Origin of the sequence: Schaalia radingae (genome assembly GCF_900106055.1) — a bacterium.
GTDB lineage: Bacteria > Actinomycetota > Actinomycetes > Actinomycetales > Actinomycetaceae > Pauljensenia > Pauljensenia radingae_A.
Genome location: NZ_LT629792.1, coordinates 2,045,244 through 2,072,224 on the forward strand (window position 1 = coordinate 2,045,244; position 26,981 = coordinate 2,072,224).

The window sequence follows — 26,981 nt, forward strand, 5'->3', positions numbered from 1 at the left end:
CAGGCTTTGTCATGTCCTATGTCGAGTACATATGACCGGACAAATACGGCGGAGCCTGTACGCGATCTCTGTCTAAGCCGGTCGCGTCACCACTTGCCATTCGGCCTGGTGTCGCGGCTGCCATCCAACGGGTCGACGTCACTGTTGGTTTCCTTCGAGCGCCGGTTGAGTTCCTCGCGGCGATCCTTCTCCTCCTGGGTTTCATCCGCGTACGGATCTTCGCGCTTTTCTGGAGCAGGCGTGGAGTTCGGATCATTGCCTTGATCGGGCTTCGGCTGGGGCTGACGGGTGCCGCCACCCTGGCCATCAGAATCGTCCTGTTCCCCGTCCTTTCGATCCTTCTGACCGTCAGGCAGCTGGTCATTCGCACGATCGCGCTTAGGTGAAATGCGGTCATTTGTCTGATCCGCCGGCGAGGACTGCTGATCGGACTGCGAATCAGAACCGGAATCAGAGTCGGAATCTGAATCTGAGCCGGAGTCCGAATCCGATCCGCCACCGCTTTGCGACTGGTCGCTGCTTTGCGACTGGTCACTGCTCTGGGACTGATCACCGCTTTGGGAATTATCGCCACTTTGTGACTGATCGCTTTGCGGCTCGTCACCACTTTGAGACTGGTCACCACTTTGCGGCTGACTGGTATCATCGGGCGCCCGGCAGATCTGAATCAGTTCGAGCGCCTCGTCGTAGGTATCACGCGCGCCCAGATGATCACCCTGAGCTTCCAGCCCGTCAGCCATGATCTCTTTTCCAACGGCCAGGTTATTCCTGACCATGCATTCATAGGAGTAAGGCTCGATCGTGCCGTCCTCGTTCTTGACGGCCTTGGGCACCAGCTCGAACGCAGTCGACAACTGAGAAACACCGCCGTCAACCTCGCCTTCAGCCAGGAAAGTCGTGCCCTTGTTGTAGAACGCAAGCCACCGCTCCGGTCCGCGCTGAGTGACCGTCATCTGACCGTCGTAGCCGCCCATCGCTTTGTCGTAATTTCCGGAGCGGTATGCCACCCCAGATGCGTGCGACCACAGTGTCAATCCGATCAGGAATGCCGCTGCCAGCAAGACGATCAGCATGAGCGGCAACGTCCACCACAATAATGCGAGCGACCCGCGGGCACGGGTCTTCGACGCAGCTTTACCGACAGAGCGCCCACCGTGCGACGACGCACCTGCACGCGAAGGATGCGCGCTGGCATCGTCATGTGGAGCCTGCGCACTGGCGCCGCCCGCAGAGGATTGCGGACGAGCAGAGTCGTACGGTGGCTGATCAGATGACATGAGCCCTCCTCATCTTGCGCATGCGGGCCACGATTGCCGAGGCTTCCCATGCCAGCAACACGGCAAACACCAATGCGAACGGCCAGACGTAGTAGCGGTACACCTCAACTGTGTCACGTGACTCCGATATCAGCTTGCCCTCAGAGTTGAACTGAGCAGCATGGTCAATAATCGACCCGTTATCGGGCGAATGGACATAGTCAGCACCGAGCTGACTGGCGACCTCACGCAAGGCACCTTCATCCGCAGATGAGATCCCGTCCCTGGAAGGGTCCTGTGGGTCGGGGATGTAGCCGGACTGGGATTGATCGAGTGAACGCGCCTTCATCCGGCCCCCCTCGGCAGTTCCATACCCGATGACCAGCGCACCGTCACATGCCTCTGCCACTGAACGCCAGTCCCCAACTCCCTGCGAGGCATCCTCGGTGTTCTCCCCATCGCCCATGACGACGACATAGCGCGAGTTTCCGCCGCGCGATTCCTGAGCCTTGGTGAGGTAGCTGCGCAGGTCACTCACAGGGCGCGCCAATGATGAGCCCTGGGACGAGGAGGACAGTTCCTGGCCCATGCTCTGCATGTACGAGTCGATCGCGCCGATGTCGCTGGTGACGGGCAAAACCCGCTCAATGTCACGATCCCACGTGAAGATTGAGAACCTGGCGGCAGGCATGTGGTCAACGATCGTGGCAATATCCGCTTTGACGCCGTCGAGGCGCGGCAAACGGTCAGGACCATAATCTTCGGCCGCCATCGATCCGGTGCGGTCGATAACGAACCACAGTTCAACATCCGAGGTGGTGCTGTGCGACTCCTGCTTGATGGACGGGCCGGCAAGCATGAATGTCATGAGTGAGACGATCAGAAGGCGGCGAACCAGATTCACGCGCGAACTCATCGCACGTCTGCGAGCGCCCCAGACGCACAGTGCCACGCATGCAATAAAGAAGATGGCGAGGACCCACAGGGAGACAATGGGGCGGAAAATCACGCGTCTATCTCCTTCGCCTCAGCTCGGTTGCCTGGTGCGCCGACCCGTTCCCACAAGTGGAAACCTCCTGCGAAGAATGCTCCCCGTGAAGATCGCTTCCGCCACAGGGGACTTCTCGCGCAGAAACTCAGGTCTGCAAGTACCACAGTAGCGGAAATCTGAGAATTGGAACATCCATCACGACCCATGATGCTCAAGTCGTTTTCCATCCGTTACGCTCGTGTCATCACATGTGCCTCACCCTTGCGCGAGTACATTGGGGCGACCCACAAAGAAGCGCCCGACCAGTTTCGACTTACATGCCCCACGTACTGCGAATAGCCTGGGCAAGCATGCGGGTTTCGGTGACCAGGTCCGTGCCGAACACGGTGGCCTTGTCTTTGTCGTGGCACGCTCGGGCCGCCAGCCACTGCACCTGCAGCCCGTCAGAAAGAGCTACCAGACAGCGCGCGAGAGATCGAGACGGCGCATCCGGTCTTACAGTTCCCGCTTTCTTCCCCTCATCAAAAGCGCGGGTCAACATTTCAATCGTTGTGGCGAGGTGACCGGTAAACCATTCATGAGCCGGATGCTCATCGCTCACGGCAGCGCCACTCATCACCGAGTAGAGCGCCACCCCGGTGGGATCCTGCACATTCCGTTCAATCAGGTGCACCCACTGGTCAAGGAGCTTCCACGGGTCGTCGGTCGAATCGAGGAGGAATTCCTCGTGAGTTTTCTGGTCACGCTGGGTCAGAACGGCCGCGAAAAGCGCATCCTTGGACGGGAAGTAATGCAGCAACCCGGCTTTGGAGATCTCCGCTGCCCGCGCGATCTCCGCCAGAGATGTTCCCGCATATCCCTGATGAGCGAAAAGCTCGACCGCCTCGTGCAGGACTCGGGCGCGCTTGTCTTCACTGCCGGCGGGAGGACGTCCCGGCTGACGGCGCTTTCGTGGTTCTTCGCGTGTGGCCATAGTGTGATTGTTCCCCGAGGATGGCTCATTTTCAATCACCATGCGCAGCTCACCGGTTTTCGACATGCTGTCACGCTACAAAACAGCAACAAAGCGACCATATTGCGGGCGCCAATGCCTCCTCACGCTTCGCGCAGCCACCGACCGGTCCTCTGCGTTTCCTCGCCCCACGGTGCCGCTCACCCTGGGAGCAGCCCATCGACGCCACGCGCCCCGGCGCCACTGCGCAGAGGCACGCGCTCCTTGATGTCACCACCATCCCTGAACCGTCAATCGCCGGCGATGACACGCTTCTGGTCAACGTTTTTACGCCTCATCCCGGCCGCACCGATGCGCGCGCACCCGTCATGGTGTGGATCCACGGCGGTGGATACGTCGCAGGGTCTCCCTCGTCCCCCTGGTACGACGGGAACGCCTTCAACCGCGACGGCATCGTGACGGTCAGCGTGTCGTATCGCCTTGGCTTCGACGGTTTCGGCTGGGTCGACGGCTCCGATGCGCCCACGAACAGAGCGCTGCTCGATCTGATCATGGCGCTGACCTGGGTGCGAGACAATATCGCGAGCTTTGGCGGTGACCCCGATAACGTCACCGTGGCAGGTCACAGCGCGGGAGCAGCCTGCATCCACGCACTCATGGCATCCGGGCAAGCCGAGGGGCTATTCCACGCCGCCATCTGTCAGTCTCCCCTGCCCATCACGCTGACCGTTGACGACTCTCACGTCACGGCCGTACACATGGCCCTCGCAGCGGGTATCCCCGCCACCCTCGACGGTTGGTGTTCCCTGAGCGAGGAAACCATCTACTCCGCTCAACAGCACCTCATCATCGCGCTGGGCGAGACGGCACAGATGCAGGGTGACGCTGACGGTTGCAATCCACTCACCATCGAATGCCCGCAACGCTCCCCCTTCGGCCCCGTCATCGGAGACTCAGTCCTGCCTGATCATCCGGCCGCAATTGCGCGTACGCCCGGCCACACCTCGGTGCCACTGTTGATCGGTTCGACGGCGCACGAGTTCGCAGGTGAAAACGACACAGGCACTAACCCGGCCACCACCGAGCAGGCCGCAGCCATTGCCTCCGCGCTGCAGACGTGCGGCTGGACCGCGGACGATGCCCGGCGATTCGTCGCACGCTGGAGCGCCTTGCGCGACCCTCGCCAGATCCTGAACCAAGCGATCAGCACCGAGCCGCTCGTCCACGCCCCGCTTCGTCGCTGCCTGCAGTCCAGGGACGAGGGTGGCGCTGCTACCTGGCGCTACTGTTTTCAATGGCCGTGGCCGCGTCAACTCTCCCAGCACTGCTTCGATCTGCCGTTCTCATTCGATGTGCACCACAATCCAGAAGCCCAGACCGCGCTGGTACGCATCCCCACTGACATCGAGCCGCCGCAATCCGCGCTCACCACGCTGCGCAACAGTTTCGACGCGCCGGTTTACGACGGGGAACTGGACGAGGACAGTCTCTCCATGCATGAGGACTGGGTGTATTTCATTCGCCACCACAGTGCGCCGTGGCCGCAGTGGGATCCGCATTCCGCGCAGGTGCGCCTGTACTTCTAGCGACCGGCAGCGTCCGCCTTTCCAGCGCCATCTGCGCCCGCACTCTCAGCAACCACACGTGACAGTGGCGCCGCGGTCCCCTCGTCAATGACCCTGACGAGCGGTAGTGGTGCTAGATGCGCATCCATGCCGCCAATGCAAGCAGGCCGAGCAGGCACCAGCCGCCGAACGACAAAGCACCTTCAGGCCGGTCCGTTTCCACAACCTCACCCGTTGACAGTTCGGCGGTCTGCTCATCCTCGATCTCCTGCACCACCGAATCTGTCAGGCTCGGATCACCCAGCGTGTACATCTGCCCGCCGGTGCGTTCGACCTGCTCCTGCATCTCTTCTGCTTCACCGAAGCTCAGGGACAGGTCCGGGTACAGGCCCGTGACAGTCACGCCGTACTCGATCGCCAGGTCAGTGGCCTCCTGCAGGGTATACAAAGGCGTGCCCTGAATCATGTTGTCGGTGGCGAACAGGACCGTGCGTGAGCGCTCCTTGTCTGTGTGGTCGAAGCCGTACACACAGGACGCCAGGCCGTCACCCGACTGCGAGGAGACGATGTCGGAGGTGTCCGGATCAGGGTCGTTGGGGTCAATATCCCAGATCTTCGGGTCATTGATGTGGCGGAATAAACGCTCCACCTCCGGTGTCATGACCCAGAAACTGTCCGGCATGTTGAAGTTGCCGGAATCGATCGTGTCAATAATCTCGGCAAAGACTTCATGCACCATGTCGTAGTCATCGGTCAGAGGAAACACAATCCAGGAACGGCCCGACCACAGCTGCAGGGAGACACGCTCGCCGGCAAATCCCGACACAATCGAATCGAAGGTTTCAATGATCTGCATGTCGTATGGCAGCATCGACCCTGACGCATCCAGGCACATGATCATGTCACGAGACTGCACGCTCTGGTTATCCACTCGCCGATCAACCGGCGATGCCGCCACCACGGCAGTGCTCAACGTCAAACCCAGCAGCAGCATCACCACACCCAGCAACGCCAGGCGCGAAAGGTTTTGCAGCTGGCGGTACTTCGGCAACGTCCGCACGAACCCACTGTTGGCAACCCACGCTTCATGGCGGTGGGCGCGCGACCGGTCACGGAAGAAGATCCAGCTGGTCAGCGCCCCTAAAACGACAATGCCGATGACGACGGCAATAAACAGTGGGAATTTCATGAGTCCACCACCCGCCGTGCCTGAGCAATCACGGCACGCGTGTCAGCCTGGTTCTCCTCCTGGAACGAGGGGTCTTCGCACGCGTTCAGCACGTCAGCCAGCTCTGTCCACGTGGGCACCAGCTGGCGGATCTCTTCAACGGTGGCCACTTCCAGGTCACGCCCCGTTCGCTGAGTTCCCAGCGCACGCATCAAACCGGCAACGGCCAGGTGCACGCCGCGTGTGTCCAGGTCGCCCTCGTCCTGCCGGGCGGCAATCTGCGTGAGAAGTTCGTTGTAGCGTTTCTTTTCGGCCTGTGAAATCGTCATCAGTTCGGGGTGGTCCGCTTCGCGCGCATTGCGCCACCTCCACAGGCAGATCGACAGCCATGCAATGACCAGCAGGATCAGGACGCAGCCGGTGATCCACATCCAATGCGGGTAGGTCAGCGTATCCTGCAGCGAATCAGTGGGCACGACCGCTCCTTTCAAGCGCTGTGACAAGGGCACCAGGCACCGCCGCAACCGAATCCATCGACACCTGAGTGACCCCCACTCGCGCCAGCATCTCCGACACTGCCTGCTTGCGTTGATGCGCCACGATCGCGGCCTGCTCCGCCAGTTTCTTGTCACCGATGACGAATTCAGGCAGCTGACCGGCGTTGACGTCGATCACTTCGGTCCCTTTCGGCAAGGATGCCGCCAGCATGTCTCCCACCTGCATGACGATCACGCGGTGACGCACCGTGAGGCGTTTCAGAGCCTGCTCATCGGACAACTGCGGGCGCGTCTCATCTGTCACGATGACGATCAGGGATCGGCGGCGGGTTGCGGCGAACGCCCTCGTCAATAGCCTGTGCATGTCCGAGGGAGGCGCTGTCAGGTCGATGTTCGCCTTGAGCTGGCGCAAAATCATCTCCGCATGCTGGTTGCCGGAGCGAGCGGGCACGTGCCGCAAACGACGTGAATCGCCCGCAACCATACCTACCTGGTCGCCGCGCATGGAAGCCAGCCACGCGACAATGCGGCACGCTTCCAGGGCTACTTCGTTCTTTGACTCCCCCGAAGGTGCGAGGGCGCCCATGGATCGCCCGGCGTCGACCACCAGCATCATCTGCACGTTGGCGGTTGCTTCACGACGCTTGACGATGGGTTCCCCGGCTCGGGCGGTCGCTTTCCAGTCAATGTCCTTGACATCGTCGCCGCGCTGGTAGACCGCCATGTCACGAAACTCCATGCCCCGCCCGGTTCGTTCGGACGAGTGCCGACCTTCCATCACCGACAGGAGACGCCGCATGACAGGCAATTCGACGCGAGTGCCGATTGCCTGGAGCGTGCCGCGAGACGTGCCTGATGCCATGATGCAGATCCTTCTGGGTGTTTACGGCACCGGGACGGCGTTGAAGACAGAATCGATCAGGCGATCCACGTCCACACCGTCAGCGATCGCATCATAGGTGCGGATCATGCGGTGACGCAGCACTGCATGGCGCATCGCTTTGATTTCCTCAGGGGTGACGTAGTTGCGACCTGACATCAAGGCGAGGGCCTGAGAGACGCGCATCAGGGCGATACCGCCACGCGGGGAGGCTCCTACGCGCAGCAGTTTGCTCACTGGCTCGACGTAGCGAGGACCCTGGCCGCGCGTGGTGTTGATGATGTCAACGATGTAGGCCTTCAGGGTGTGGTGAATGAAGACGCGGTTCGTCATCTTCTGCAGCGTTGTCAGATCCTCGAGGCTGATCGGTTCTTCCTGGATCTGCGCATCCATCGTGCCCGCATCGATGCGTTCGAGGACTTCGAGTTCTTCACGAGGCTGAGGGTAGGTGATGATCTGCTTCATCAGGAAGCGGTCCATCTGAGCTTCGGGCAGAACGTAGGTGCCTTCTTCTTCGATGGGGTTTTGCGTAGCCATGACCATGAAGGGTTTGGGCAATGGGTAGTTCACGCCGCCGATCGTTGTCTGAGCTTCCTGCATGGCCTCGAGCATGGCTGACTGGGTTTTCGCTGAGGAACGGTTGATTTCGTCTAGGAGCACGAGGTTGGCGTGAACAGGTCCGAGCTGCGTGACCATTTCGCCTGTCGCCTGGTTATAGACCTGCGCGCCGATAATGTCATTGGGCATGAGGTCAGGTGTGCATTGGATACGCCTGAAGGATCCGGATACTGCTGAAGCCAGGGTCTGGGCTGCTGTTGTCTTGGCCAGGCCAGGGACAGATTCAAGCAGGATGTGCCCGCGTGCCAGCAGTGACGCGATCAGTGCACGCCGCAGGTCATCCTGTCCCACCACACGGGAAGCGAAAATGCGTTCCACCCGAGACAGCAGGTCTCTGGCGTGGGAGAGTTCCTCGTCAGTCAGATAGTTCGGGCTCTGGCTCATGAACAGTATCTTTCTTCTTCAACTGTGCGATCGACGCACTCATTGTCTCACTTTGATTGATGCGATGCTGAGACTAGTCTACGTTCGAGAAGATCACGATGGCTAGATAAAGACGAAGGGGGCCCGTCCGGTTTCCCAGACGAGCCCCTGAACGTTCAGGCTGCGAGTCTCACTGGGAGACTACGCACCACCGATCTGCGGGTTCTGCAGATCGCATCGTCACTTGGCAGCTGCAATGCGATCGCGGAACTTCTTGAGCTGCTCGGTAATTTCTGCCGGCAGATGATCACCGAACTGTTCGAAGTACTTCTCGGTATCATCCATTTCGGCTTCCCACGCCTCAGGATCGATGAAGAACAGCTTGTCCCAAGCCTCCTTGTCAAGATCGAGTCCTTCAAGGTTGAAGTCCTCGAACTTCGGGTACAGGCCGGTGACGCCTTCGACGGCTTCGACCTCGCCGGCTGCGCGGCGAACGATCCAGTCGAGAACGCGGGAGTTGTCGCCGTATCCCGGCCACATGAACTTGCCGTCCTCGTCCTTACGGAACCAGTTGACCTGGTAGACCTTCGGGAACCTGTCGCCCAGTTCCTTCTGCATCTCCAGCCAGTGGCCCCAGTAGTCAGCCATGTTGTATCCGCAGAAGGGCAGCATGGCGAATGGGTCGTGGCGCAGGGAGCCGACTGAACCTTCAGCAGCAGCGGTCTGCTCGGATGCAACGGATGCACCAATGAACACACCGTGTGCAGGCTCGTACTGCTCAGCAACCAACGGAACGTTGGAAGCGCGGCGGCCGCCGAACAGGATTGCGGTGACCGGCACGCCTTCTGGTGCTTCCCAGTCGGGGCAGATGATCGGGCACTGCGATGCTGGAACCGTGAAACGTGAGTTCGGGTGTGCTGCCGGTGCATCGGACTCCGGCGTCCAGTCCTTGCCGTGCCAGTCGATCAGGTGCTCAGGCACGTCGCCGTCGATGCCTTCCCACCACACGTCGCCATCGTCAGTCAGTGCAACGTTGGTGAAGATGGAGTTGGCCTTGGCGGTTTCCATTGCCATCGGGTTGGTCTTGTAGGACGTTCCGGGGGCAACACCGAAGAAGCCGGCTTCCGGGTTGATGGCGCGCAGGGTGCCATCGGGACCGGGGCGCATCCATGCGATATCGTCACCGACGGTCTCAACCTTGTAGCCGTCAATGGTCGGCTGCAGCATAGCGAGGTTGGTCTTGCCACATGCTGACGGGAAGGCAGCGGTGATGTGGTACTGCTCGCCGGTCTTCTCAGAGGTCAGGCGCAGGATGAGCATGTGCTCCGCCATCCAGCCGTCGCGGCGAGCCATCGTCGATGCAATACGCAGCGCGAAGCACTTCTTGCCCAGCAGAGCGTTGCCGCCGTAACCGGAGCCGTAAGACCAGATCTCGTTGGTCTCAGGGAAGTGCGTGATGTACTTTTCGTCGTTGCACGGCCACTCGGTATCAGTCTCGCCCTCGGCAAGCGGCTTGCCGACGGAGTGAACTGCAGGAACCCACGGCTTGCCCTCGTTGATGAGGTCCATAGCCTTGGCACCCATACGGGTCATGATGCGCATGTTGCACACAACGTACGGTGAGTCGGTGATCTCAATGCCGAGCTGAGAAATCGGGCCACCCAGCGGTCCCATGGAGAACGGCACCACGTACATGGTGCGTCCCTTCATCGCGCCGGTGAACTTCTCCTTCAGAGTTGCCTTCATCTCCTTGGGATCTGCCCAGTGATTCGTCGGGCCGGCGTCTTCTTCCTTCTCGCAGCAGATGAATGTGCGGGATTCGACACGGGCGACGTCAGACGGCAGAGAACGAGCCAGGAAGGAGTTGGGGCGCTTCTCTTCGTTCAGACGCGTGAACATGCCTGAGTCAACCATCTGCTCAGTCAGACGATCCCATTCTTCCTGGGAGCCATCAGAGAACTCGATGGCATCAGGTGTGGTCAGAGCAGCAATCTCGGCCACCCAACTCACGACGTCTTCGGGAGCATTTGATGGCGCTGCGGAGCGGACATCTTGTTCGGTCACGGACATACTTTTGCCTCCTGAGGCACTCGGTACTCCAGGGCGCGGTCACGCCCTCGATCTACGATCCCATCATCTCGCACCATAGGGGTTTTCGCTAGGGCGAATAGTCCCACCGCTGGTGTGTCCGACTCCACATTCACCGCCGGTTTGGCGCACGATTCCGCGCCAGCCTTAGAATAAACGCGTGCGAAAATCCTTATTTAGCTCGCCAGCACACCTGCACGTATGCGCGAGGATTTCGCGAAATTAACTGCTTGTGTGAAACTTGCAGCGATTTGCCCTAATGTTAACTATGTCTGACAGACATGTGAATACTGGGAGTCCGTATGCCTTTACGTAAGTCCGATGGGCCGTCGTTTTTCGATCTACTCACTAAGCAAGCAGCACTTTTAGTATCAGCTGTCGATCTTCTGGGATCCATGCTCGGCTCACTGCCCCTGGAGCGAGTCGCCCTCCGCGACAAACTTCACGAAATTGAACACGAGGCAGATGAGCTTAACCATGCGTTAACGAAAAAGCTCAATATGTCGTTCGTGACCCCGTTCGACCGTGAAGACCTCGGCTTCCTTGCCGGTCGGCTCGACGACTGCATGGACTACATGGACGAGGCTGGCGACCTGATCGTGCTGTACGGCCTCGACGACATTCCCGAGGACGTTGCCACGCTCCTCGCAGCACAGATCAACGTTCTGGTGCGCTGCGCAGATCAGACCGCGACCGCTCTGCCCGGCCTGAAGTCTCCACTTGACCTGCGTGACTACTGGGTGGAGATCAACCGCCTCGAAAACGAGGGTGACAAGGCCTACCGTCACACTCTGACAGCACTGTTCGACTCCTCTCTGGATCCAGTCACCATCATCAAACTCAAAGACGTCGTGCAGGTTCTTGAGCGAGGAACCGACGCATTTGAGGACCTCGCCAACGGTATTGAAGCCATTGCCGTGAAGGAGTCCTGAAGCGGTGGATCTCAATCTGATCCTTGTCGTAATGGTGATCGTCATCGCCCTGATTTTCGACTTCACCAACGGATTCCACGATGCTGCCAACGCAATCGCGACGTCCGTGTCGACCCGCGCGCTGACCCCCCGCGTCGCCTTGATCATGGCCGCCGTCATGAACATCTTCGGCGCGCTCATGGGCACGGAAGTAGCCAAGACTATCGGTGAAGGCATCATCGACATCTCTCACTACTCTCTGTCAACGGATACGGGTCTGCAACGCGAGGGCCTCGTCATTGTTCTGGCAGCCCTGGTGGGGGCCTGCACGTGGAACCTGATTACGTGGTGGTTTGGGTTGCCGTCCTCGTCATCGCATGCGTTGATCGGCGGTCTGGTCGGTGCCGGGCTTGCGTCCGCGACTGCCGTGAAGTGGACCGGCATCGTGCAGCACGTCATCGTCCCCATGTTTGCCTCCCCCGTCATTGGCTTCCTGCTGGGTTTCATCCTCATGAAGATTGTGCTGTGGCTGTTCGCAAACTTCCCGTATCACCGAACGATGCGTAACTTCCGTCTGGCGCAGACACTGTCAGCTGCAGCAATGGCATTGGGTCATGGTCTGCAGGATGCTCAAAAGACGATGGGTGTCATCGTCATGGCCCTCATTGCGGGCGGCTACGGTGAGACCCACCAGGTGTTCGACCCTGCCACCGGCGACATGCAGATTCCTCTGTGGGTCAAGCTCGCCGCTGCAGGCGCAATCTCGCTGGGCACATACTCGGGCGGCTGGCGCATCATGCGCACCCTGGGCCGCAAAATCATCGACCTGGATCCTGCACGCGGTTTCGTTGCGGAGACCATTTCTGCCGCCGTGCTCTACCTGTCGGCGTTCGTCTTCCACGCACCGATTTCGACGACGCACACCATCACCTCGGCAATTCTGGGCGTGGGTTCAACCCGGCGATTCTCAGCGGTGCGCTGGGGCGTGGCTGGAAACATCGTGATCGCATGGTTCCTCACACTGCCCGCTGCGGCGGCAGTGGCGGCAGTGATGTTCTTCGCCATCCACGGTCTGGTTGGCATCGTCTAGAAGCACGTACGCTCGCTGCGCAGCCCCCGCCGAATCACACGTGCTCGCGCTGAGCGTCCGCGCTGCGTTTTTCGACGAGTTCGCGCCGGTTTTCGTCGAAAATTCTCTATCTTTTTCATGCCCCGTTCGATACCATGAAAGTGTCCTGACAACTCAGCTGTCGCCTCCGTTGCAGGTGGCGTTTTCCTCTCATCCACTCATTTACGAGGGCGACTGCGCGACGCTAAGTGAGAACGATATGCTGAACTTTCAAGACCTTTCTTCTTCGCATCGCCCGACATCACGAACCGTGTGTGCAGCATTGAGTGCATGCGGGTTCGCAGTGGCGGCATCCATGCTGGCCGGGTGTTCGTTCCTCGGATCGGGTAACGACACGTCAGCTTTTGACCTGAAGGTTGGCCAGTGTATCGAGGCCCCGCCTGAAGATGAGATCGTGGAATCCCTGCCCGTGGTTGAATGCTCGGAACCCCATGTCGGCGAAGTCATGTACGACTATGAGATTGACGCCCCGGAGTACTCTGAGTCGCTGTCGGATGAGGCCACCGTTGAGTGCGCGAAGCACTTCGAAGAATATGTCGGTGTCCCTTTGGAAGCCTCGCAGTTGGACGTGGCGCCGTTGAGCCCATCTGAAGATTCATGGAAAGAAGGCGACCGCGTGGTTTCCTGCCTCATTTTCCACGAGACTGGCCAGACACTGAATCAGTCAGTTAGGGATTCCAAGATGTAATGCTCCGCGTAAAGGTTGAAAACGCGATAATCGTGGGGCGCCCTCGCCAGTGATTGACGTGGGCGCCCCACGGCATACAAAACCCGGCGGGCAACCCCTCACCCTATGTCTGACAGTAGGCCGCGAGGCCTCATAAGTGGTGAGAAGCTGCCCGCCGGAAGCATTGCCGGGCCAGGAAGCCCGCGATCTTATCCGAAGCGTCCGGAGATGTAGTCCTCGGTCGCCTGCTTGGACGGATTCGAGAAGATCGTCTCGGTGTCGTCGAATTCGACGAGCTCGCCGGAGCCGCCCGTTTCCTTCAGGTTGAAGAAACCGGTCTTGTCCGACACACGCGATGCCTGCTGCATGTTGTGCGTGACGATAACGATCGTGTACTCCGACTTCAGCTCGTTCATCAGGTCCTCAATGGCGAGCGTGGAGATCGGGTCGAGAGCCGAACACGGCTCGTCCATCAGAAGGACCTCGGGGCGCACCGCGATGGCGCGTGCAATACACAGACGCTGCTGCTGGCCACCAGACAGTGAAGATCCCGGGATGTCCAGCCTGTCTTTAACTTCGTTCCACAGGTTCGCACCGCGAAGTGACTTTTCAACGATCTCGTCCTGCATCGCCTTGTTCATACGTCGCGCGTTGAGCTTCATGCCAGCGAGCACGTTCTCACGAATCGACATCGTGGGGAACGGGTTGGCGCGCTGGAACACCATGCCGACATGGCGACGCACCTGGACGGGGTCGATCTTCTTGTCGTAGATGTCGACGCCTTCCAGCTCAACTTTGCCTTCCACATGCGCACCGGGGATCACCTCGTGCATGCGGTTCAGGGAACGCAGGAATGTCGACTTGCCACATCCTGATGGGCCAATCAACGCGGTGATCGCGTGGCGTGGAATTTCCACCGTCACATCTTTCACGGCAAGAAAATCGCCGTAGTAGATCTGTTCATCGGTGATATTGAAACACGTCGTCATCGTTTTAACTCCGTCTTTTTTCACTGTCAGATTTGAAGGCGACGCGTCACGTGGCTCATCGTGAGCGCGTTCCGTCTGCGTTGCCACGGCTGTCTGTGTGCCCTGCCCCGCGGGATTATCCATTGTGCTCATCGTTTAGCGTCCTCCCTTGGGAGCAAAAATCTTGGCGATCACTCGGGCAATCAGGTTCAGAACCATCACCAACAGGATGAGGACGAGGGCGGCCGCCCACGCGCGTTCATAGTTGATGGTGGGTACGCAGTTAGCGACACCTTCTCGACAGGTGGCCAGGCCCTGCGAGTACTGTCGGTAGATGTACACCGGCAGTGTCGCCATGCGGCCGTCCATCACATTGACGTTCATGCGTCCAATGAAGCCTGCGGTGATCAGCAGCGGGGCTGTTTCACCGATGACGCGGGCGATAGCCAGCATGACGGAGGTAGTCAGGCCTGCTGCAGCGGTACGCAGTACGACTTTCACCACGACACGCCACTTTGGCACGCCCAGAGCGTAGGCAGCTTCACGCAGTTCGTTAGGAACCAGGCGCAGCATTTCCTCACTGGAACGCACCACTGTCGGGATCATCAACACCGACAAGGCGATCGCGCCGATGATGCCTGCTCGATAGGAGGGGTCGTACAACATGAAGATCGAGGCGGCGAACAGACCAGCAACGATCGAGGGGATGCCGGTCATGACGTCGACGAAAAATGTCGTGGCCTTCGACAGGAGCCCGTTGTTACCGTATTCGACCAGGTAGATTGCCGTGAAGATACCGATCGGCGCAGAAATCAGTGTCGCCCACAGTGTCACGAGTGTGGTTCCGACCAGTGCGTGGGCGATACCGCCGCCCACTTTACCGCCGAACATGCCGACCATATCGCTGACGAGGAAGTCCCACGTGGTGCGCAGGTAGCCATTACTGATCACCGTGACCAACACCGTGACCAGCGGAATCATGGCAAGAGCGAATGCGACAGTCACCAGAACTGTCACGAAGCCATTGGTGAGTTTTCTTCCGATTGGCAGCGACTCATGGATCGGGCTCTGATGGCCGCGATTGTTGTCTGAATCGGAAACGTCCTTCGGCGAAGTGTTCGTACCAAGTGTTGCTGTGCTCATCAGTTCGCTCCTGAGAATGCGGCTCGACGCGAGACGATCCAGCGCGCAATCGAGTTGACGATGAGGGTGATCGCGAACAGAGCAAGACCCGTTGCGATCAGAGCCGACGAGTTGATGCCCGTTGATTCGGGGAACTGCAAGGCAATGTTGGCCGCAATCGTGGAGTGCTGACCTGCCTCGAGGATGTGCCATGAAATATTGCTGCCGACTGACAGCACCATGACGACAGCCATTGTTTCACCAAGAGCTCGGCCAAGGCCCAGCATGGACGCTGACACGATACCGGAGCGTCCGAACGGCAGAACGGCCATCTTGATCATTTCCCACTTCGTGGCACCAAGGGCCAAAGCAGCCTCTTCGTGCAGGCGCGGGGTCTGCAGGAAGACCTCTCGCGACACGGAAGTAATGATGGGCAAAATCATGACAGCAAGGATCACCACCGCGGAGGCGAGTACACGGCCCGTTGGGGACACTGTGCCGGCGAAGAGTGGGAACCAGTCGAAGTACTTACCCAGGAAGTCATAGAGCGGCATGAGGATCGGGATCAACCAGATCGCACCCCAGAGGCCGTAAATAACGGACGGAACTGCCGCAAGCAGGTCAACGAGGTATCCAAGAACCTGGCTGATACGCGGAGGTGCGTAATGGGAAATAAAGAGGGCGACACCGACTGCAACAGGAACGGACAGGAGCAGTGCCAGCACTGCTGCCAGGATCGTGCCGAATATCTGCGGCGCCGTGAACTTCCAAATCGTGACTTCCTCAGCCGACCCCATCATCTTGAAACGCAGGGAAGGGTCGGAAATCGCGGGCCACGCCCGCAGCAGTAGGAAGATCGCTACTGCTGCGAGCGTGCACAAGATTAACGAAGCAGCGGCGGTTGAGAGGCCAGCGAAAACCTTGTTACCGATTCTCCCTGGCGTTCTCTCCCAGCTCTTATTCTTCGTTGTTGTAGGTGTCGTAACCAACGCGAACCTGTACCTTACTTGATCTGGTCCAGAACGCCGTTGATTTCACTGCGCATTGCTTCGGAGATGGGAGCCGCACCAGCGTTGTCGGCTGCCATCTGCTGGCCTTCCTCGGAAGCCTGGTATCCGATGAATGCCTTGATCAGTTCGGCCTCGTTCGCATCCTCGTAGGTGGAGCACACGATTGAGTAGGAGATCAGAATCAGCGGGTAGGAGTCGTTCGTCTCGGGCACGCGGTTCACGGACAGTGCGATGTCGTTGGCATCGCGATCCGCAACGCGCTCAGCCGTTTCAGCGGCCTTGGCTGCTGTCTCAGCAGAGAAGGAGACGTAGGTTCCGTCGGCTGCTGCCAGTGCGACAGTTCCGAGGTTGCCGACCTGAGAAGCATCGGCGTAGCCGATGGTGCCGTTACCGGCCTGGACGGCCTGGACAAGTCCAGAGGTCTTGTCACCGGATTCGCCACCGGAGACTGGCCATTCCTTGCCTGGATCCGTCGGCCATGCCTCGGGAGCAGCTGAGTGCAGGTAGTCGGTGAAGTTCTCGGTCGTACCTGACTTGTCGGAACGGTGAACAGGGGTGATGGCGAGATCTGGGAGCTTCGCATCCGGGTTTGCCTTGGCAATTGCCGGATCGTTCCAGTTGGTGATTTCGCCGGCGAAGATCTTGGCGATGGTTGCGGCATCCATGTTCAGGGAGTCGACACCCTCAAGGTTGAAGATAACGGCAACCGGGGAGATGTACACCGGAAGGTCCCATGCAGGTCCACCACAGCGTGCTTCGGCTGCTGCGATCTCGTCGCCTTCAAGCGGGGCGTCCGATCCGGCCCATGCGACCTGCTTGCTGGTGAACTGTGTGATACCGGTACCTGAGCCAACTGCCTCGTAGGAAACAGTCACATCAGGGTTAAGTTCGTTGAAGCCTGCCTTCCAAGCTTCCATCGCGGCTTCCTGGGAGGACGCACCCGAACCGGCAACCGAACCTGAGAGGTCAGTCGCAGGTGCAACTTCATCCTGAGCTGACTGAGAGTCGCCGGATGCTCCGTTGTCCGCGCCTGTGCTTTCCGCTTTGTCTCCGCCGCCGCAAGCAGCCAGAGCGAGCGTCATGGTGGTGGCACCTGCCAGAGTGGCGAGAAGCTTTGTACGAGCATGCACTGTCATTGATCATCTTCCGTTCTGCCGCCACTGTGGCGGCGCGTTGACGATAGACCCGGAATGTCCCGGATATTGCTCACGCTAAGAGGGGGAAGTGACAGCAAAGCCGGTTAAAGATGAACAAATGGTGAACTTGCACGTGAGGGTGCCCACACAGTTATAAAGTTGTAACCTTTGCCCGGTTTTTAGGGCCTGAAATTCATTCAAACGTGACAATTCCGGACGCGATTTGCGCCCATCAGAGCGTCGCCAGCTTGGTGAGAGGGCGATACGTTTCCACGGCAACAACGCACGGGCCGCCCTCGTGCATGACGATATGAGCCAGGAGCATCTGAGCAGTCTTGAGCCACGGCGACTCCGCTGGGAACGCGGCGTGCAACGATGAGGGCGAGTACGAGCGTATCGGCTCAAACAGGGCAGGCAGCGTGGGCCTGTGCGCGCAGATAATCGTCGGCGCGGACCCGGGGTTTTCAATTGCTTCATTGACGAGGGCGGAGCCTGCGGCCGGGTTGTCTGTCATCGCGCTTTCATCCAGCTCGTCGAACAGCTCCATGCCGATGCCGGTCAGTGACGCGTACGGTCCGACGGTGGACGCACAGCGTCGCCACGACGAGGACAGGACCTTCGTGATGCCAAATGCTGACATGAGATCGATCAAGTCGATGCTCTGGCGAACGCCGATACGCGCTAGGGGGCGATCCGCATCCGACCCTTCCCAACGCCCGCGCTTCACGGCCTTTGAGTGGCGCACAATGGCCAGCGTGGAGCTGACAAGTCCACCGCTTTCAGCCAGAGCTACGAGCTCATCCAGCAGACGACGATCGCCTCGGCGGGTCAACGTGCGGCGTGCAAGTGACGGGCTCACCCAGCGCGTATTGTCGATCTCGCGGCGGGAGGCCTGATGGACAGGCGGGCGGCTGAGCAGTGCTGGAGAATCGGGCTGGCAGGCCTGTCCGACCCAGTAGTGGACCTCCTTGATGTGGCCCGCGCCAAGTCGGTAGCGCTGAATGGTCAGTGGCGCTCCCAGCGTGACCGGCAGGCCGGTTTCTTCTTCCACTTCTCGCACGGCGGCCACCGGCAGCGGCTCGTTGAGTTCAGTCTTACCTTTGGGCCACGACCAGTCGTTGTAGCGCGGCCGATGGACCAGCAGGACCTCTATGTCATCGGGATCAATGACGTCACCGAGGGTGGCGTCGCGGTCAGACTGCGTAAATCTCCACACCAATGCACCGGCGGCTCTGACTAGCCGGCTCGGTATCGGTGACGGATGGGAACGGGACACGTCATAAGCGTATCTGACCCAGTGCCATGATGCCGACGATGGGCAAAAATACGATCGACTCCACGCGGTGGGCGGGCCGCCGAGGCTGCGCGCTGTGGCGCAAACCCCGTCCGCGTGTCCCTTAGCTGCGGCCGACGACGCGGGCAGATGCCTCCGCCATCAGTGTTTCCTGCAGATCCTCCAGACGGTTGCCCTCGTCATCGCGGTTGTGCCGCTTCCACGTGCCGTCAGCTTGCAGATGCCATGAAGAGGTTGTCGACGCCACGCCTCGACGCACCAGGTCAGCAAGATAACTAACCTGCGACGGATCCACGATACGCACCAGAGCCTCCACGCGGCGATCCAGATTGCGGTGCATCAGGTCAGCCGACCCGATCCACACTTCCTCTTCGCCTTCCGGGCCAAACGCGTAGATACGCGAATGCTCCAGGAAGCGACCCAGGATGGAGCGAACCCGAATATTCTCCGATAAGCCGGGCACTCCGGCCTGAATTGCGCAGATACCTCGAACCAGCACATCCACCTGAACACCGGCCTGGCTGGCGCGATACAGAGCATCGATCACTGCTTCGTCAACAACCGAATTCACCTTGAAACCGATCCAGGCAGGCTGACCGTTCCGCGCGCGCTCAATCTGCTGGTAAATCCGCTCGATCAAACCGGGTCGGATTTCCAGCGGTGCGACCAGCAGGCGGTGGAACGTGGAGCGTGGCGCGTAGCCGGACAGCTGGTTGAACAGTCGCGTCAGATCCTGACCCACATCGCGGTTATAGGTCAGCAACCCCAGATCCTCGTAGCCGCGCGCCGTCTTCGGATGGTAGTTACCGGTTCCCACGTGGCAATAGCGTCGCAGCTGATCGCCCTCCTGACGCACCACCAGTGACAGTTTGCAGTGCGTCTTCAGACCCACCATGCCGTAGACGACGTGCACTCCGGCGCGTTCAAGCTTGCGCGCCCACTCGATGTTGGCTTCCTCGTCGAAACGGGCCTTGATCTCCACGATCGCGACCACCTGCTTGCCGTTCTCGGCCGCTTCGATCAGCGCCGACACAATCGGAGAATCGCCCGAGGTGCGGTACAGCGTCTGCTTCATGGCCAGCACATTGGGATCACGCGCAGCCTGCGTGATGAAGTTCTGGATGGAGGTGGCGAAAGAATCATACGGGTGGTGCAGCAGCACGTCGTGCGACCGGATCGCGCCGAAAATATCCGTCGGGCGCGCCGATTCAACCTCTGCCAGTCCGGCAGGAGTCACCGGCACATACGGTTCATACTTCAGGCGCGGAATATCGAGTGCCTGCAGCTCATTGCACAGCGTCAGGTCAAGCGGTGCCGGCACCATAATCACGTCAGCGGGTGTGATTTCCAGCTTGCTGATCAGAAAGTCCAGTACGAAGCGTGAGATCGTATCCTCAACTTCGAGGCGAACCACCGGCCCAAACTTTCGGCGCAGCAGTTCTTCTTCCATCGCGGTCAGCAGGTTTTCCGCATCATCCTCTTCTACTTCGAGGTCCTCGTTACGGGTCAGTCTGAACGAGTGTGCCTCGACAATCTCAACACCTGGGAACAGGTGGTCCAGGTGCGCGGCAATGACTGATTCGAGGGTGATGAACGTGGCGCCCTCATCAGTGTCGACATAACTTTCCGCGTTCCCCTCGCCCATTGCGGAGTCGATGTTGATCAGGCGCGGCATCGACGGCGGCACCTTGATGCGCGCGAAGTGCAGCTTCGAGGTAATCGGGTTGCGCACCACGACCGCGAGGTTCAGTGACAGCCCCGAAATGTATGGGAAGGGGTGCGACGGGTCCACGGCAAGTGGCGTGATGACGGGGAAAATCTGCCTGCGGAAGTAGGTCGTCATCTTGGAGCGCTGGTCATCTGTGAGCTGATCCCACCCGCGCAGATGAATCCCTTGCTCGTCCAGCTTGGGCAAGATGTCGTTCTGGAACTCGCGTGCCTGACGCTCGCTGAGTTCGCGCGTGCGCATCTGGATACCGTCCAGGACCTGACGCGGCGACAGACCAGCGGCAGACGGTTTGGCGATGCCGGCGTTGATGCGGCGCTTCAGTCCGGCCACACGCACCATGTAAAACTCATCAAGATTGGAGGAGAAAATCGCGGAGAACCATCCGCGTTCCAGCAGCGGCAAATCCTCATCTTCACTTTGCTCCAGGACGCGTTCATTGAACGCCATCCACGACAGTTCACGGTCTGCGAAGCGTTTGTCCGGCAGCTCGCCGAAATCTTCAACGGTCGAGGCTGGTGCGGCGCTGGCCTGGGCATCTTCAGCGCGCTCCTCATAGGAGTTCGCGTCGGCGCCCACCGTGATGTGCTCACCATCCTGGATGCCGTCGGTAGCTTCGTCTTCCTCGTCGTATTCGGAGTCTTCGTGTTCGACACCGACGAGCTGTTCATTGTCGGCAGGGATCACCAATTCGCTCGCCAGGGCAGCTTCAACCGCGCTGCCACTGGTGACGTGAGCGCTGTGAGCGTCACCCTCGCCGTTGGTGTCGTCTGCTGGCCAGTGTTCATCTGGCGCCGAGAATGGTTGGTCCGAATTGCCTGCATGTTCCGGGTTCGTCATCATTCTTCCTCACACTGGCGACTAGTTGAGCGCACCGATGTGCGCTTCTTCAGCTGATCGGTCAAGTTCATCTGCGGTCTGAATCAGCGCGCGGGCGCGCGTGGTGACGGGGTATGCCAACGGGTCCCGCGGGTCGACGATCCATTTGCCGCCCTCGGCGTCTCCAGCTGCAACGATCCGCATCGCCCGTGACGTTGCAGTAATGATGTCAGCCAGGTCGTCGTCGTGGCGGCGCCCTTCGAGCAATTGGTCAACCTCGTGTACCACGTGCTCCAGATCGGGAATGTCAACGGGATGTTCAAGGCCGGGGATGATGTCCGCATGGCTTCCGCGCACAAAACGGTCGCGCACCAACGCAGTGTCGCGGTGGTACCAGCGCGACCACAGGTAGAGTCGCCACAAGGCTCCGGGCAATGTGAATTCCGGGCTGCGTGACCACATGTCGGCCAGCACGTCCACGCCTTCCGTGCGCACGGTGGTGCGCAGGCGTTCGATTTCGTCAGGCCCGAAGTCGTCGTCACTGACTCCCATCAAAGCCCATGCTGACGAGTGCGCAATCGCAGACATTTCCGCAGGGTCGGAGTCGCCGACGATTTGTTCGGCGTCGGCTGGGTCCAGCATTGCTGGCCGACGAGGGCGACGCTGTTGGCTGTTCATCTGTGACTCCTTCTCGGTGATATGACGAGCCTACCGCCTGAAGGTGAACGGCGTTGATCAAGTAGTTGAACGGAGTGGGCACCCTCGTCAATCCTGATCCGAGGAGGATCGTGGTTTTTCCCACGTCACGTTGATTAGTGCAACGTGGGACTGATGCATTACCATGCTCTCATGGGCCTATAGCTCAATTGGCAGAGCAACGGACTTTTAATCCGTGGGTTGGGGGTTCGATTCCCCCTGGGCCTACCATTATGATGTGTCGGGGCATCGTTGACAATCAGTTAGCGGTGTCCCGGTCTTTCACTATATGGCCGACCTTGCCGCGTATGCTCTAACCGCAGGTCACTCGGTGGAATGCGACTGCGGTCCGGCCACAACACACCAGAACGCGCACAATCCCCTAGATTTAAGCCCTCCGCGTGCACATACCCCTAGTTCTAACCTCGCCTCGTGCACATACCCCTAGTTCTAGCCCCGCCTCGTGCACATACCCCTAGATTTAAGCCCTCCTCGTGCACATACCCCTAAAAAGTCTTGTAAAAATGCACAATCCCCTAGATTTAACGCGTGAGGCTCGAGGCCGCCGGAAGCTACTGGCGGCTGACCTGCGGAAATAGGTTTTGTCCTTTTGGGGTGCCGACTTTAGCTAGGGGAATGTGCACCAAAGCAGGGAAGATCTAGGGGAATGTGCGCGGTCACGCCTAAGATCTAGGGGAATGTGCACAAATGCGCGTCTATTTGAGGGGATGTACACCGAGCTGTTTAAAGCGGAGAAAAGAGTACAACCTGCGCGCAGTGCTCCAAGACGGAGACGGCATCAATCCGAGACAGAGCCAGGCATCAATCCGAGATGCGGCCGAACGGACGCAGACGCCAAGGCCACACGCAGGTACAAAGCTTCGGAAGGTACGGCGATGCAAACACTCATACAGAAGCTCGCCAAACGAGCTTAATCGTCAGGCGAGCTGAAGCGCCATGCAGACGCCACGCGGGCTTAAGCATCGAACAGACGACAAGCAGGCTTAATCGCCAAGCGACCTCAAGCGGCGAGCAGACATAAAGAAAGGCCCGGCCATTTCTGACCGAGCCTTTCCACAGTCTGCGGATCCGCTAACGTTACTTCGTCAGGGAGTTCGACTTGCCCTGAATTGCGAGGAAGACACCGATAAGCAGGAATGCCACGACTGCGCCGATGATCCAGCGAAGCACTGTGCCCACTCCAAGCGCACCAGCGATCCATCCGGCGATACCGTAACCGGCAGCACCCAAGATAATAGTCCAGATGATGCCCATACCCTCGTCGCCCTTCATGAAGACGCGAGCGATTGCACCGATAACGGCGCCGGCAATAATCATCCACAAGATGTCCAACATGATCGTTCTCTCATTCTGTTGATCAGCAGAGACATCTTCATGATCTCATACGTTTTGCGTCAATGCGAGACCGAATACGGCCAGTTCTGGTCTAGCGGACATCTCGCCCGCATCTGCCCCGTCAAGTCGGCGTTGACGCAAGCTGCTCGCGCTGCAAGGTCACAGCAAGGCAGTCGACCTGGAACAGCTCAGGCAGGTAGTAGCGGCGCTAGCGTCACCCTCGTCGATGAAGCGGCTGAGGCGGGTAGGAGGCGAGCCCGACAGCAACTGAAATCAACACAAGACCCACCAGAGACCAGGCACTGGGCAGTTGCCGCAATGTCACCGCACCGATCAGCGCCGACGTTGCCGGCAACAGGGAGTTGAACAGGGCAAACATGGCGGCACTGAGGCGGCCCATGGCGAGCGCCTCCAACGAGTACGGGATCACCGTTGACAAGACTCCGACACCGACCGCCACGACGACCAGTTTCGGTGAATTCAACGCGCTGACCGCTCCGACCGAAAAGAACGGGGCGAACACAAGTGCGGCAGTGCCACAGCCCAGCGCCAGATTCGTGATGCCTGAGCGGCGCGACGCGATCGACTGCCCCATCACGATGTACCCCGCCCATAGGGCTGCAGCCCCGAGCACCCAGGCCGCACCAACGAGCTGCTTGGTGTCGCTCAGATCCAGTCCGAGGCCACCGATGCAGGCCACTCTGGCAAAAGCCAGCGCTCCTGCGATACGTCCGGACCAGCCCCCGGAGGTCACCACCGCAACCGTGACCGGGCCGAGGAACTCTAAGGAGACCGCCACGCCCAGCGGCAGAATGTGGATCGCCTCGTAAAAGCAGATATTCATGCCGCCCAGCACGATGCCGAACAGGGCCGACGCAGCCAGGTCACGCGGATTGAAGCGCCATATACGAGGGCGGCGCCACGCCAGCAGCACAACCGCACCCGTTGCGATGCGGACCCATGCTACTTCAGCGGGTGTCATGACGGCGAACAGGGTCACTGCCAGCGCTGCACCGAGGTACTGCGTGAGCCCCGATCCGACCAGAAAGAAAGGCGCGGGAATCGCGATTGAAGCAGCTCGCAGAGCGGAGCCTTTACCTCGGGATGCAGGTCGGGGTGCCGGTAATGGTTCCGGTCCCGGCATCAGCGCTCTTCAAAGTCGAGGCTGACAGAGTTCATGCAGTAACGCAGCCCTGTTGGCTGACGGGGAGCATCGTCAAAGACATGACCCAGGTGAGAATCGCAGCGAGCGCACCGCACCTCCGTGCGCACCATGCCGTGTGAACGGTCCTCACTGGTGGTCACAGCTGCATCTTCTGGCTGATAGAAGCTCGGCCAGCCGCACAGAGAATCGAACTTGGTGGTTGAGCGGAACAGTTCCGCGCCGCACGCTTTACAGCGGTAGATACCCTCGCGATCCTCGTGGAGCAGTGCACCGGTGTGCGCCATCTCAGTGCCGCCCTCGCGCAGGACGTGGTATTCCATGGGGTCGAGTATGCGGCGCCATTCTTCCTCGCTGCGCACTACCTTGCCGTTAGTGTCGGTAACCGCTTTGCCGTTACTGTCAGCAACCGCTTCGTCGGCGTTGCCATTAACCGCCCCGCCGTCGTTGTCACCGCTCTCCCGCAGGTCGCGGGCGCCTTGATCATTCTGCGTTTCACTCACGGCTCGATCCTCCCAGTAGTCCTGAGCCCTTTTCCTGGCGGATCTGCGACTCACGTTTTCTTTCTTCCAGTACTTCCGGGTCAGGGCCCGAAAATGCGGCACTGCGCTCTTCCGCGTCGGGCGAGCCGGAAAAGACCCGCTCCCCCGTCGTGGTTGTCTCATCGTCCGAGTTTGCTCGACCAGTCGCGTCTGCCACTGCACCGTCGGGGTCGCTGCCGACCTGGTTCGCACTGGCCAGATCCACACTCGTATTGTCCGCACGTGCAGGGCTCGCATCGCCAGCCTGTGCACCGCTGGTGGGCGCACTACTGCCCGCTTCCGCGCCATCGTCATCGGCCTGCTTCTTGGGCTTGCCATCTGCTCCAATGGCCGGCATCACGGCAGTTTCCGCTACGCCTGACGCAGAACGAGCTATCTGAGCCGCTCCCTCTGCAGACGCTGCTTCCGACGCCTGGTTAGCCTGACCAGGAGCCCCGCTGCCAGCATCGGACTTGACACGCAGATGCCCCTGCGCCTGCGCAATGATCTTGTCAACCTCTTCTGGCGTGAACACGTGGGTCGTGCCCGTGCCGTTCGTCTGAGTAGCATCCGCTGCAGCGTTCGCTCCCCCGCGGCCAGTCCGTTTCACAGCTGCTGTTGGTCCGTCCTCCGCTCCAGACCCGGCGTTCTCTGCTCTTTCGAGGCGGTCGCGGTTGCGCTGCGACATGGCCCGTCGACGCGCCATCTTCGCGCGTTGGCGCGCCGCCAGCATACGAGCAGCGTGCACAGGGTCGAACGGGTCTCGCTTGTCACCATCATGCGTAGCAGCATCGCCGTGGTCACCCTCGTCAGTCTTGGTGTCCGAGGGGGACCCACCGGATGTATCTGAACCTGCAATACCGGATAGTTCAGTGGCCAGGCGCGCGATCAGTTCCTGGGACTCATCCTTCGTCACTTCCTTGACCTCGCGCGGCTGAATGATGCGGGCGGAACGCGCCCACGGGTATTCCTTCGAGATCCACGCGATGAGCTGCTCGCGCATGAAGCAGCGCAGATCCCACAAGTTGCCCGAATTCGACGCTGACAGGGAGACCCTGACGGTGACGGTCTGATCAGTCGAATCAGTCACCTGCACGGCCCAGGAGCGGCGATCCCACAGATCCGTGCTGTTCAGGAGCTGCTCAACTTTTTGACGCACCACCGCCACCGGCACTGCCCAGTCGGTGTAGATCTCAACCGTGCCGAGGAGCTTGGTGGCTTTGCGGGTCCAGTTTTCAAAAGCAGACGACGTGAACTTCGAGGACGGCACAATCAGGCGGCGATCATCCCAGATATGCAGGACAACGTACGTCAGAGTGATCTCCTCGACCACACCCATCGTTCCCTTGTCCCCCACGACGACAATGTCATCAACGCGGATGGCGTCCGTGAAAGCCAGCTGCAGGCCGGCGAACACGTTGCCGAGCGTGGACTGGGCAGCAAGACCGGCGATCACGGAGACAATGCCGGCCGAAGCAAGCACCGTCGTCAACGCCTGCTGAGCCCCGGGGAATGTAAACAGGACTGCGGCACACCCGAGGATCCAGACCACGACCTGCAGGACGCGGCGCAGAACCTGAGCCTGAGTCTTGAATCTGCGCGAGCGTCCGTGATCGGAGCGGTTGCGCACGTGCGCGGCGTCTTCGATCACCCACACGGCGGCGGCAATGACCCATGTCGTTGCCAGGAGTGCGAGGATCAACAACCCGTGGTCGAGATATTTCACCCACGTGGGCTGATTGCTGACATCGGTGCTTCCCAGCGCAACAGCGCATCCGGCAAGCGCGCCCCACGCCATGAGTGCCCAGTACGAAGGCGCGTGGATGCGGCGCTGCAAGGCTTTCAGCAATCGAAGTTTGCGGAGCGCAAATCGGCTGACGCGCGCAAGAATGAATGCGACCACAATTCCGACGAGGATGCCGACAACAATTCCGAGGAATACGCCAGCCACGTCGAATGCGGTTTCAACAGCTTCGGCAGGTGCAGAGGGGTCCCCGATCGGCATAATTGTGCCGAAAACGAGGCTTGACTGCGCGCGGCAGCCCGTGAGAACGGCGGAGAAATCAGGTCCGAAAACTGTCATACC

Annotated in this window: 23 protein-coding genes and 1 tRNA gene; 5 read left to right on the top strand and 19 right to left on the bottom strand. The window is 59.9% G+C overall.

Annotated elements, in window-relative coordinates; genetic code table 11:
- Positions 1 to 86: 86 nt before the first annotated feature.
- The 3 genes from BLT69_RS08965 to BLT69_RS08975 all read right to left on the bottom strand — a co-directional run bounded on the left by BLT69_RS08965 (position 87) and on the right by BLT69_RS08975 (position 3,220).
- Positions 87 to 1,277, bottom strand: a complete 1,191-nt coding sequence (locus BLT69_RS08965; RefSeq protein ID WP_092648848.1) for a hypothetical protein — start codon at positions 1,275 to 1,277, stop codon at positions 87 to 89.
- Positions 1,267 to 2,265, bottom strand: coding sequence for a VWA domain-containing protein (locus BLT69_RS08970; protein ID WP_092648849.1), 999 nt, complete (start codon positions 2,263 to 2,265; stop codon positions 1,267 to 1,269). The genes BLT69_RS08965 and BLT69_RS08970 overlap by 11 nt, the downstream gene beginning before the upstream one ends.
- A gap of 295 nt (positions 2,266 to 2,560) precedes the next feature.
- The gene (locus tag BLT69_RS08975; RefSeq protein ID WP_157886394.1) at positions 2,561 to 3,220 is read right to left on the bottom strand and encodes a TetR/AcrR family transcriptional regulator; all 660 of its coding nucleotides are present in this window, start codon (positions 3,218 to 3,220) and stop codon (positions 2,561 to 2,563) included.
- Positions 3,221 to 3,240: 20 nt separating this feature from the next.
- Between BLT69_RS08975 and BLT69_RS08980 the strand changes: the two genes are divergently transcribed.
- The gene (locus BLT69_RS08980; RefSeq protein WP_092648850.1) at positions 3,241 to 4,785 is read left to right on the top strand and encodes a carboxylesterase family protein; all 1,545 of its coding nucleotides are present in this window, start codon (positions 3,241 to 3,243) and stop codon (positions 4,783 to 4,785) included.
- A 112-nt stretch (positions 4,786 to 4,897) separates the two neighbouring features.
- On the opposite strand, the gene BLT69_RS08985 is transcribed toward BLT69_RS08980, so the two are convergent.
- The 5 genes from BLT69_RS08985 to BLT69_RS09005 form a co-directional block, all read right to left on the bottom strand.
- Entirely contained in the window at positions 4,898 to 5,953 is a 1,056-nt protein-coding gene (locus BLT69_RS08985; protein ID WP_058237324.1) for a vWA domain-containing protein, read from the bottom strand.
- Positions 5,950 to 6,408, bottom strand: coding sequence for a hypothetical protein (locus BLT69_RS08990; protein ID WP_058237325.1), 459 nt, complete (start codon positions 6,406 to 6,408; stop codon positions 5,950 to 5,952). The genes BLT69_RS08985 and BLT69_RS08990 overlap by 4 nt, the downstream gene beginning before the upstream one ends.
- Positions 6,398 to 7,291 carry a DUF58 domain-containing protein gene (locus BLT69_RS08995; RefSeq protein ID WP_070727780.1) on the bottom strand — a complete coding sequence of 298 codons (894 nt, stop codon included), beginning with the start codon at positions 7,289 to 7,291 and terminating at the stop codon, positions 6,398 to 6,400. The genes BLT69_RS08990 and BLT69_RS08995 overlap by 11 nt, the downstream gene beginning before the upstream one ends.
- Positions 7,292 to 7,312: 21 nt before the next feature.
- Positions 7,313 to 8,311, bottom strand: a complete 999-nt coding sequence (locus BLT69_RS09000) for an AAA family ATPase (protein ID WP_058237327.1) — start codon at positions 8,309 to 8,311, stop codon at positions 7,313 to 7,315.
- A 219-nt stretch (positions 8,312 to 8,530) separates the two neighbouring features.
- Positions 8,531 to 10,360, bottom strand: coding sequence for a phosphoenolpyruvate carboxykinase (GTP) (locus BLT69_RS09005; RefSeq protein ID WP_070727785.1), 1,830 nt, complete (start codon positions 10,358 to 10,360; stop codon positions 8,531 to 8,533).
- A gap of 320 nt (positions 10,361 to 10,680) precedes the next feature.
- Between BLT69_RS09005 and BLT69_RS09010 the strand changes: the two genes are divergently transcribed.
- The 3 genes from BLT69_RS09010 to BLT69_RS09020 all read left to right on the top strand — a co-directional run bounded on the left by BLT69_RS09010 (position 10,681) and on the right by BLT69_RS09020 (position 13,106).
- Positions 10,681 to 11,310, top strand: coding sequence for a DUF47 domain-containing protein (locus tag BLT69_RS09010; protein WP_058237329.1), 630 nt, complete (start codon positions 10,681 to 10,683; stop codon positions 11,308 to 11,310).
- A 4-nt stretch (positions 11,311 to 11,314) separates the two neighbouring features.
- Positions 11,315 to 12,379 (top strand): inorganic phosphate transporter, encoded by a 1,065-nt coding sequence (locus tag BLT69_RS09015; RefSeq protein WP_070727788.1) that lies wholly within the window; start codon positions 11,315 to 11,317, stop codon positions 12,377 to 12,379.
- 238 nt (positions 12,380 to 12,617) lie between these two features.
- Positions 12,618 to 13,106 carry a septum formation family protein gene (locus tag BLT69_RS09020; RefSeq protein WP_058237331.1) on the top strand — a complete coding sequence of 163 codons (489 nt, stop codon included), beginning with the start codon at positions 12,618 to 12,620 and terminating at the stop codon, positions 13,104 to 13,106.
- A 188-nt stretch (positions 13,107 to 13,294) separates the two neighbouring features.
- Here the strand turns inward: BLT69_RS09020 and pstB are convergent, their stop codons facing one another.
- From pstB to BLT69_RS09055, 7 genes are all read right to left on the bottom strand, one after another.
- Positions 13,295 to 14,074, bottom strand: a complete 780-nt coding sequence (gene pstB / locus BLT69_RS09025) for a phosphate ABC transporter ATP-binding protein PstB (protein ID WP_058237898.1) — start codon at positions 14,072 to 14,074, stop codon at positions 13,295 to 13,297.
- 135 nt (positions 14,075 to 14,209) lie between these two features.
- Entirely contained in the window at positions 14,210 to 15,196 is a 987-nt protein-coding gene (gene pstA, locus BLT69_RS09030; RefSeq protein WP_092648851.1) for a phosphate ABC transporter permease PstA, read from the bottom strand.
- Positions 15,196 to 16,164 (bottom strand): phosphate ABC transporter permease subunit PstC, encoded by a 969-nt coding sequence (pstC, locus tag BLT69_RS09035; protein WP_058237332.1) that lies wholly within the window; start codon positions 16,162 to 16,164, stop codon positions 15,196 to 15,198. Before pstC ends, pstA begins: the two co-directional genes overlap by 1 nt.
- 14 nt (positions 16,165 to 16,178) lie before the next feature.
- Positions 16,179 to 17,321, bottom strand: a complete 1,143-nt coding sequence (pstS, locus tag BLT69_RS09040) for a phosphate ABC transporter substrate-binding protein PstS (RefSeq protein ID WP_092648852.1) — start codon at positions 17,319 to 17,321, stop codon at positions 16,179 to 16,181.
- 232 nt (positions 17,322 to 17,553) lie between these two features.
- The gene (locus BLT69_RS09045) at positions 17,554 to 18,597 is read right to left on the bottom strand and encodes an NUDIX hydrolase (protein ID WP_058237334.1); all 1,044 of its coding nucleotides are present in this window, start codon (positions 18,595 to 18,597) and stop codon (positions 17,554 to 17,556) included.
- Between the two features lie 121 nt (positions 18,598 to 18,718).
- A complete protein-coding gene (locus BLT69_RS09050) occupies positions 18,719 to 21,181 on the bottom strand; it encodes an RNA degradosome polyphosphate kinase (protein ID WP_092648853.1) in 2,463 nt (820 codons plus the stop codon).
- 21 nt (positions 21,182 to 21,202) lie between these two features.
- Positions 21,203 to 21,838, bottom strand: coding sequence for a hypothetical protein (locus BLT69_RS09055; protein WP_092648854.1), 636 nt, complete (start codon positions 21,836 to 21,838; stop codon positions 21,203 to 21,205).
- 173 nt (positions 21,839 to 22,011) lie between these two features.
- On the opposite strand from BLT69_RS09055, the gene BLT69_RS09060 reads away from it, so the two are divergent.
- A tRNA-Lys gene (locus BLT69_RS09060) sits at positions 22,012 to 22,087 on the top strand.
- 867 nt (positions 22,088 to 22,954) lie between these two features.
- Here BLT69_RS09060 and BLT69_RS09065 read toward each other — a convergent pair.
- From BLT69_RS09065 to BLT69_RS09080, 4 genes are all read right to left on the bottom strand, one after another.
- Complete coding sequence (locus BLT69_RS09065; protein ID WP_058237337.1) at positions 22,955 to 23,212, bottom strand: GlsB/YeaQ/YmgE family stress response membrane protein; 258 nt, start codon at positions 23,210 to 23,212, stop codon at positions 22,955 to 22,957.
- A 214-nt stretch (positions 23,213 to 23,426) separates the two neighbouring features.
- Positions 23,427 to 24,356, bottom strand: coding sequence for an EamA family transporter (locus tag BLT69_RS09070; RefSeq protein WP_092648855.1), 930 nt, complete (start codon positions 24,354 to 24,356; stop codon positions 23,427 to 23,429).
- Positions 24,356 to 24,736, bottom strand: coding sequence for a peptide-methionine (R)-S-oxide reductase MsrB (msrB, locus tag BLT69_RS11135; protein WP_070727990.1), 381 nt, complete (start codon positions 24,734 to 24,736; stop codon positions 24,356 to 24,358). Before msrB ends, BLT69_RS09070 begins: the two co-directional genes overlap by 1 nt.
- Positions 24,737 to 24,869: 133 nt before the next feature.
- Positions 24,870 to 26,978: a mechanosensitive ion channel family protein gene (locus BLT69_RS09080; RefSeq protein ID WP_058237338.1), complete on the bottom strand. Its 2,109-nt coding sequence runs from the start codon at positions 26,976 to 26,978 to the stop codon at positions 24,870 to 24,872.
- Positions 26,979 to 26,981 lie beyond the last annotated feature (3 nt).

What these genes read in the sequence shown, in the direction of transcription:
- BLT69_RS08965 (WP_092648848.1), bottom strand. Translation starts at nt 1,277, where the DNA reads ATGTCATCTGATCAGCCACCGTACGACTCTGCTCGTCCGCAATCCTCT.
- BLT69_RS08975 (WP_157886394.1), bottom strand. Translation starts at nt 3,220, where the DNA reads ATGGCCACACGCGAAGAACCACGAAAGCGCCGTCAGCCGGGACGTCCT.
- BLT69_RS08980 (WP_092648850.1), top strand. Translation starts at nt 3,241, where the DNA reads ATGGCTCATTTTCAATCACCATGCGCAGCTCACCGGTTTTCGACATGC.
- BLT69_RS08985 (WP_058237324.1), bottom strand. Translation starts at nt 5,953, where the DNA reads ATGAAATTCCCACTGTTTATTGCCGTCGTCATCGGCATTGTCGTTTTA.
- BLT69_RS08995 (WP_070727780.1), bottom strand. Translation starts at nt 7,291, where the DNA reads ATGGCATCAGGCACGTCTCGCGGCACGCTCCAGGCAATCGGCACTCGC.
- BLT69_RS09000 (WP_058237327.1), bottom strand. Translation starts at nt 8,311, where the DNA reads ATGAGCCAGAGCCCGAACTATCTGACTGACGAGGAACTCTCCCACGCC.
- BLT69_RS09005 (WP_070727785.1), bottom strand. Translation starts at nt 10,360, where the DNA reads ATGTCCGTGACCGAACAAGATGTCCGCTCCGCAGCGCCATCAAATGCT.
- BLT69_RS09010 (WP_058237329.1), top strand. Translation starts at nt 10,681, where the DNA reads ATGCCTTTACGTAAGTCCGATGGGCCGTCGTTTTTCGATCTACTCACT.
- BLT69_RS09020 (WP_058237331.1), top strand. Translation starts at nt 12,618, where the DNA reads ATGCTGAACTTTCAAGACCTTTCTTCTTCGCATCGCCCGACATCACGA.
- pstB (WP_058237898.1), bottom strand. Translation starts at nt 14,074, where the DNA reads ATGACGACGTGTTTCAATATCACCGATGAACAGATCTACTACGGCGAT.
- pstA (WP_092648851.1), bottom strand. Translation starts at nt 15,196, where the DNA reads ATGAGCACAGCAACACTTGGTACGAACACTTCGCCGAAGGACGTTTCC.
- pstS (WP_092648852.1), bottom strand. Translation starts at nt 17,321, where the DNA reads ATGACAGTGCATGCTCGTACAAAGCTTCTCGCCACTCTGGCAGGTGCC.
- BLT69_RS09050 (WP_092648853.1), bottom strand. Translation starts at nt 21,181, where the DNA reads ATGACGAACCCGGAACATGCAGGCAATTCGGACCAACCATTCTCGGCG.
- BLT69_RS09055 (WP_092648854.1), bottom strand. Translation starts at nt 21,838, where the DNA reads ATGAACAGCCAACAGCGTCGCCCTCGTCGGCCAGCAATGCTGGACCCA.
- BLT69_RS09065 (WP_058237337.1), bottom strand. Translation starts at nt 23,212, where the DNA reads ATGTTGGACATCTTGTGGATGATTATTGCCGGCGCCGTTATCGGTGCA.
- BLT69_RS09070 (WP_092648855.1), bottom strand. Translation starts at nt 24,356, where the DNA reads ATGCCGGGACCGGAACCATTACCGGCACCCCGACCTGCATCCCGAGGT.
- BLT69_RS09080 (WP_058237338.1), bottom strand. Translation starts at nt 26,978, where the DNA reads ATGACAGTTTTCGGACCTGATTTCTCCGCCGTTCTCACGGGCTGCCGC.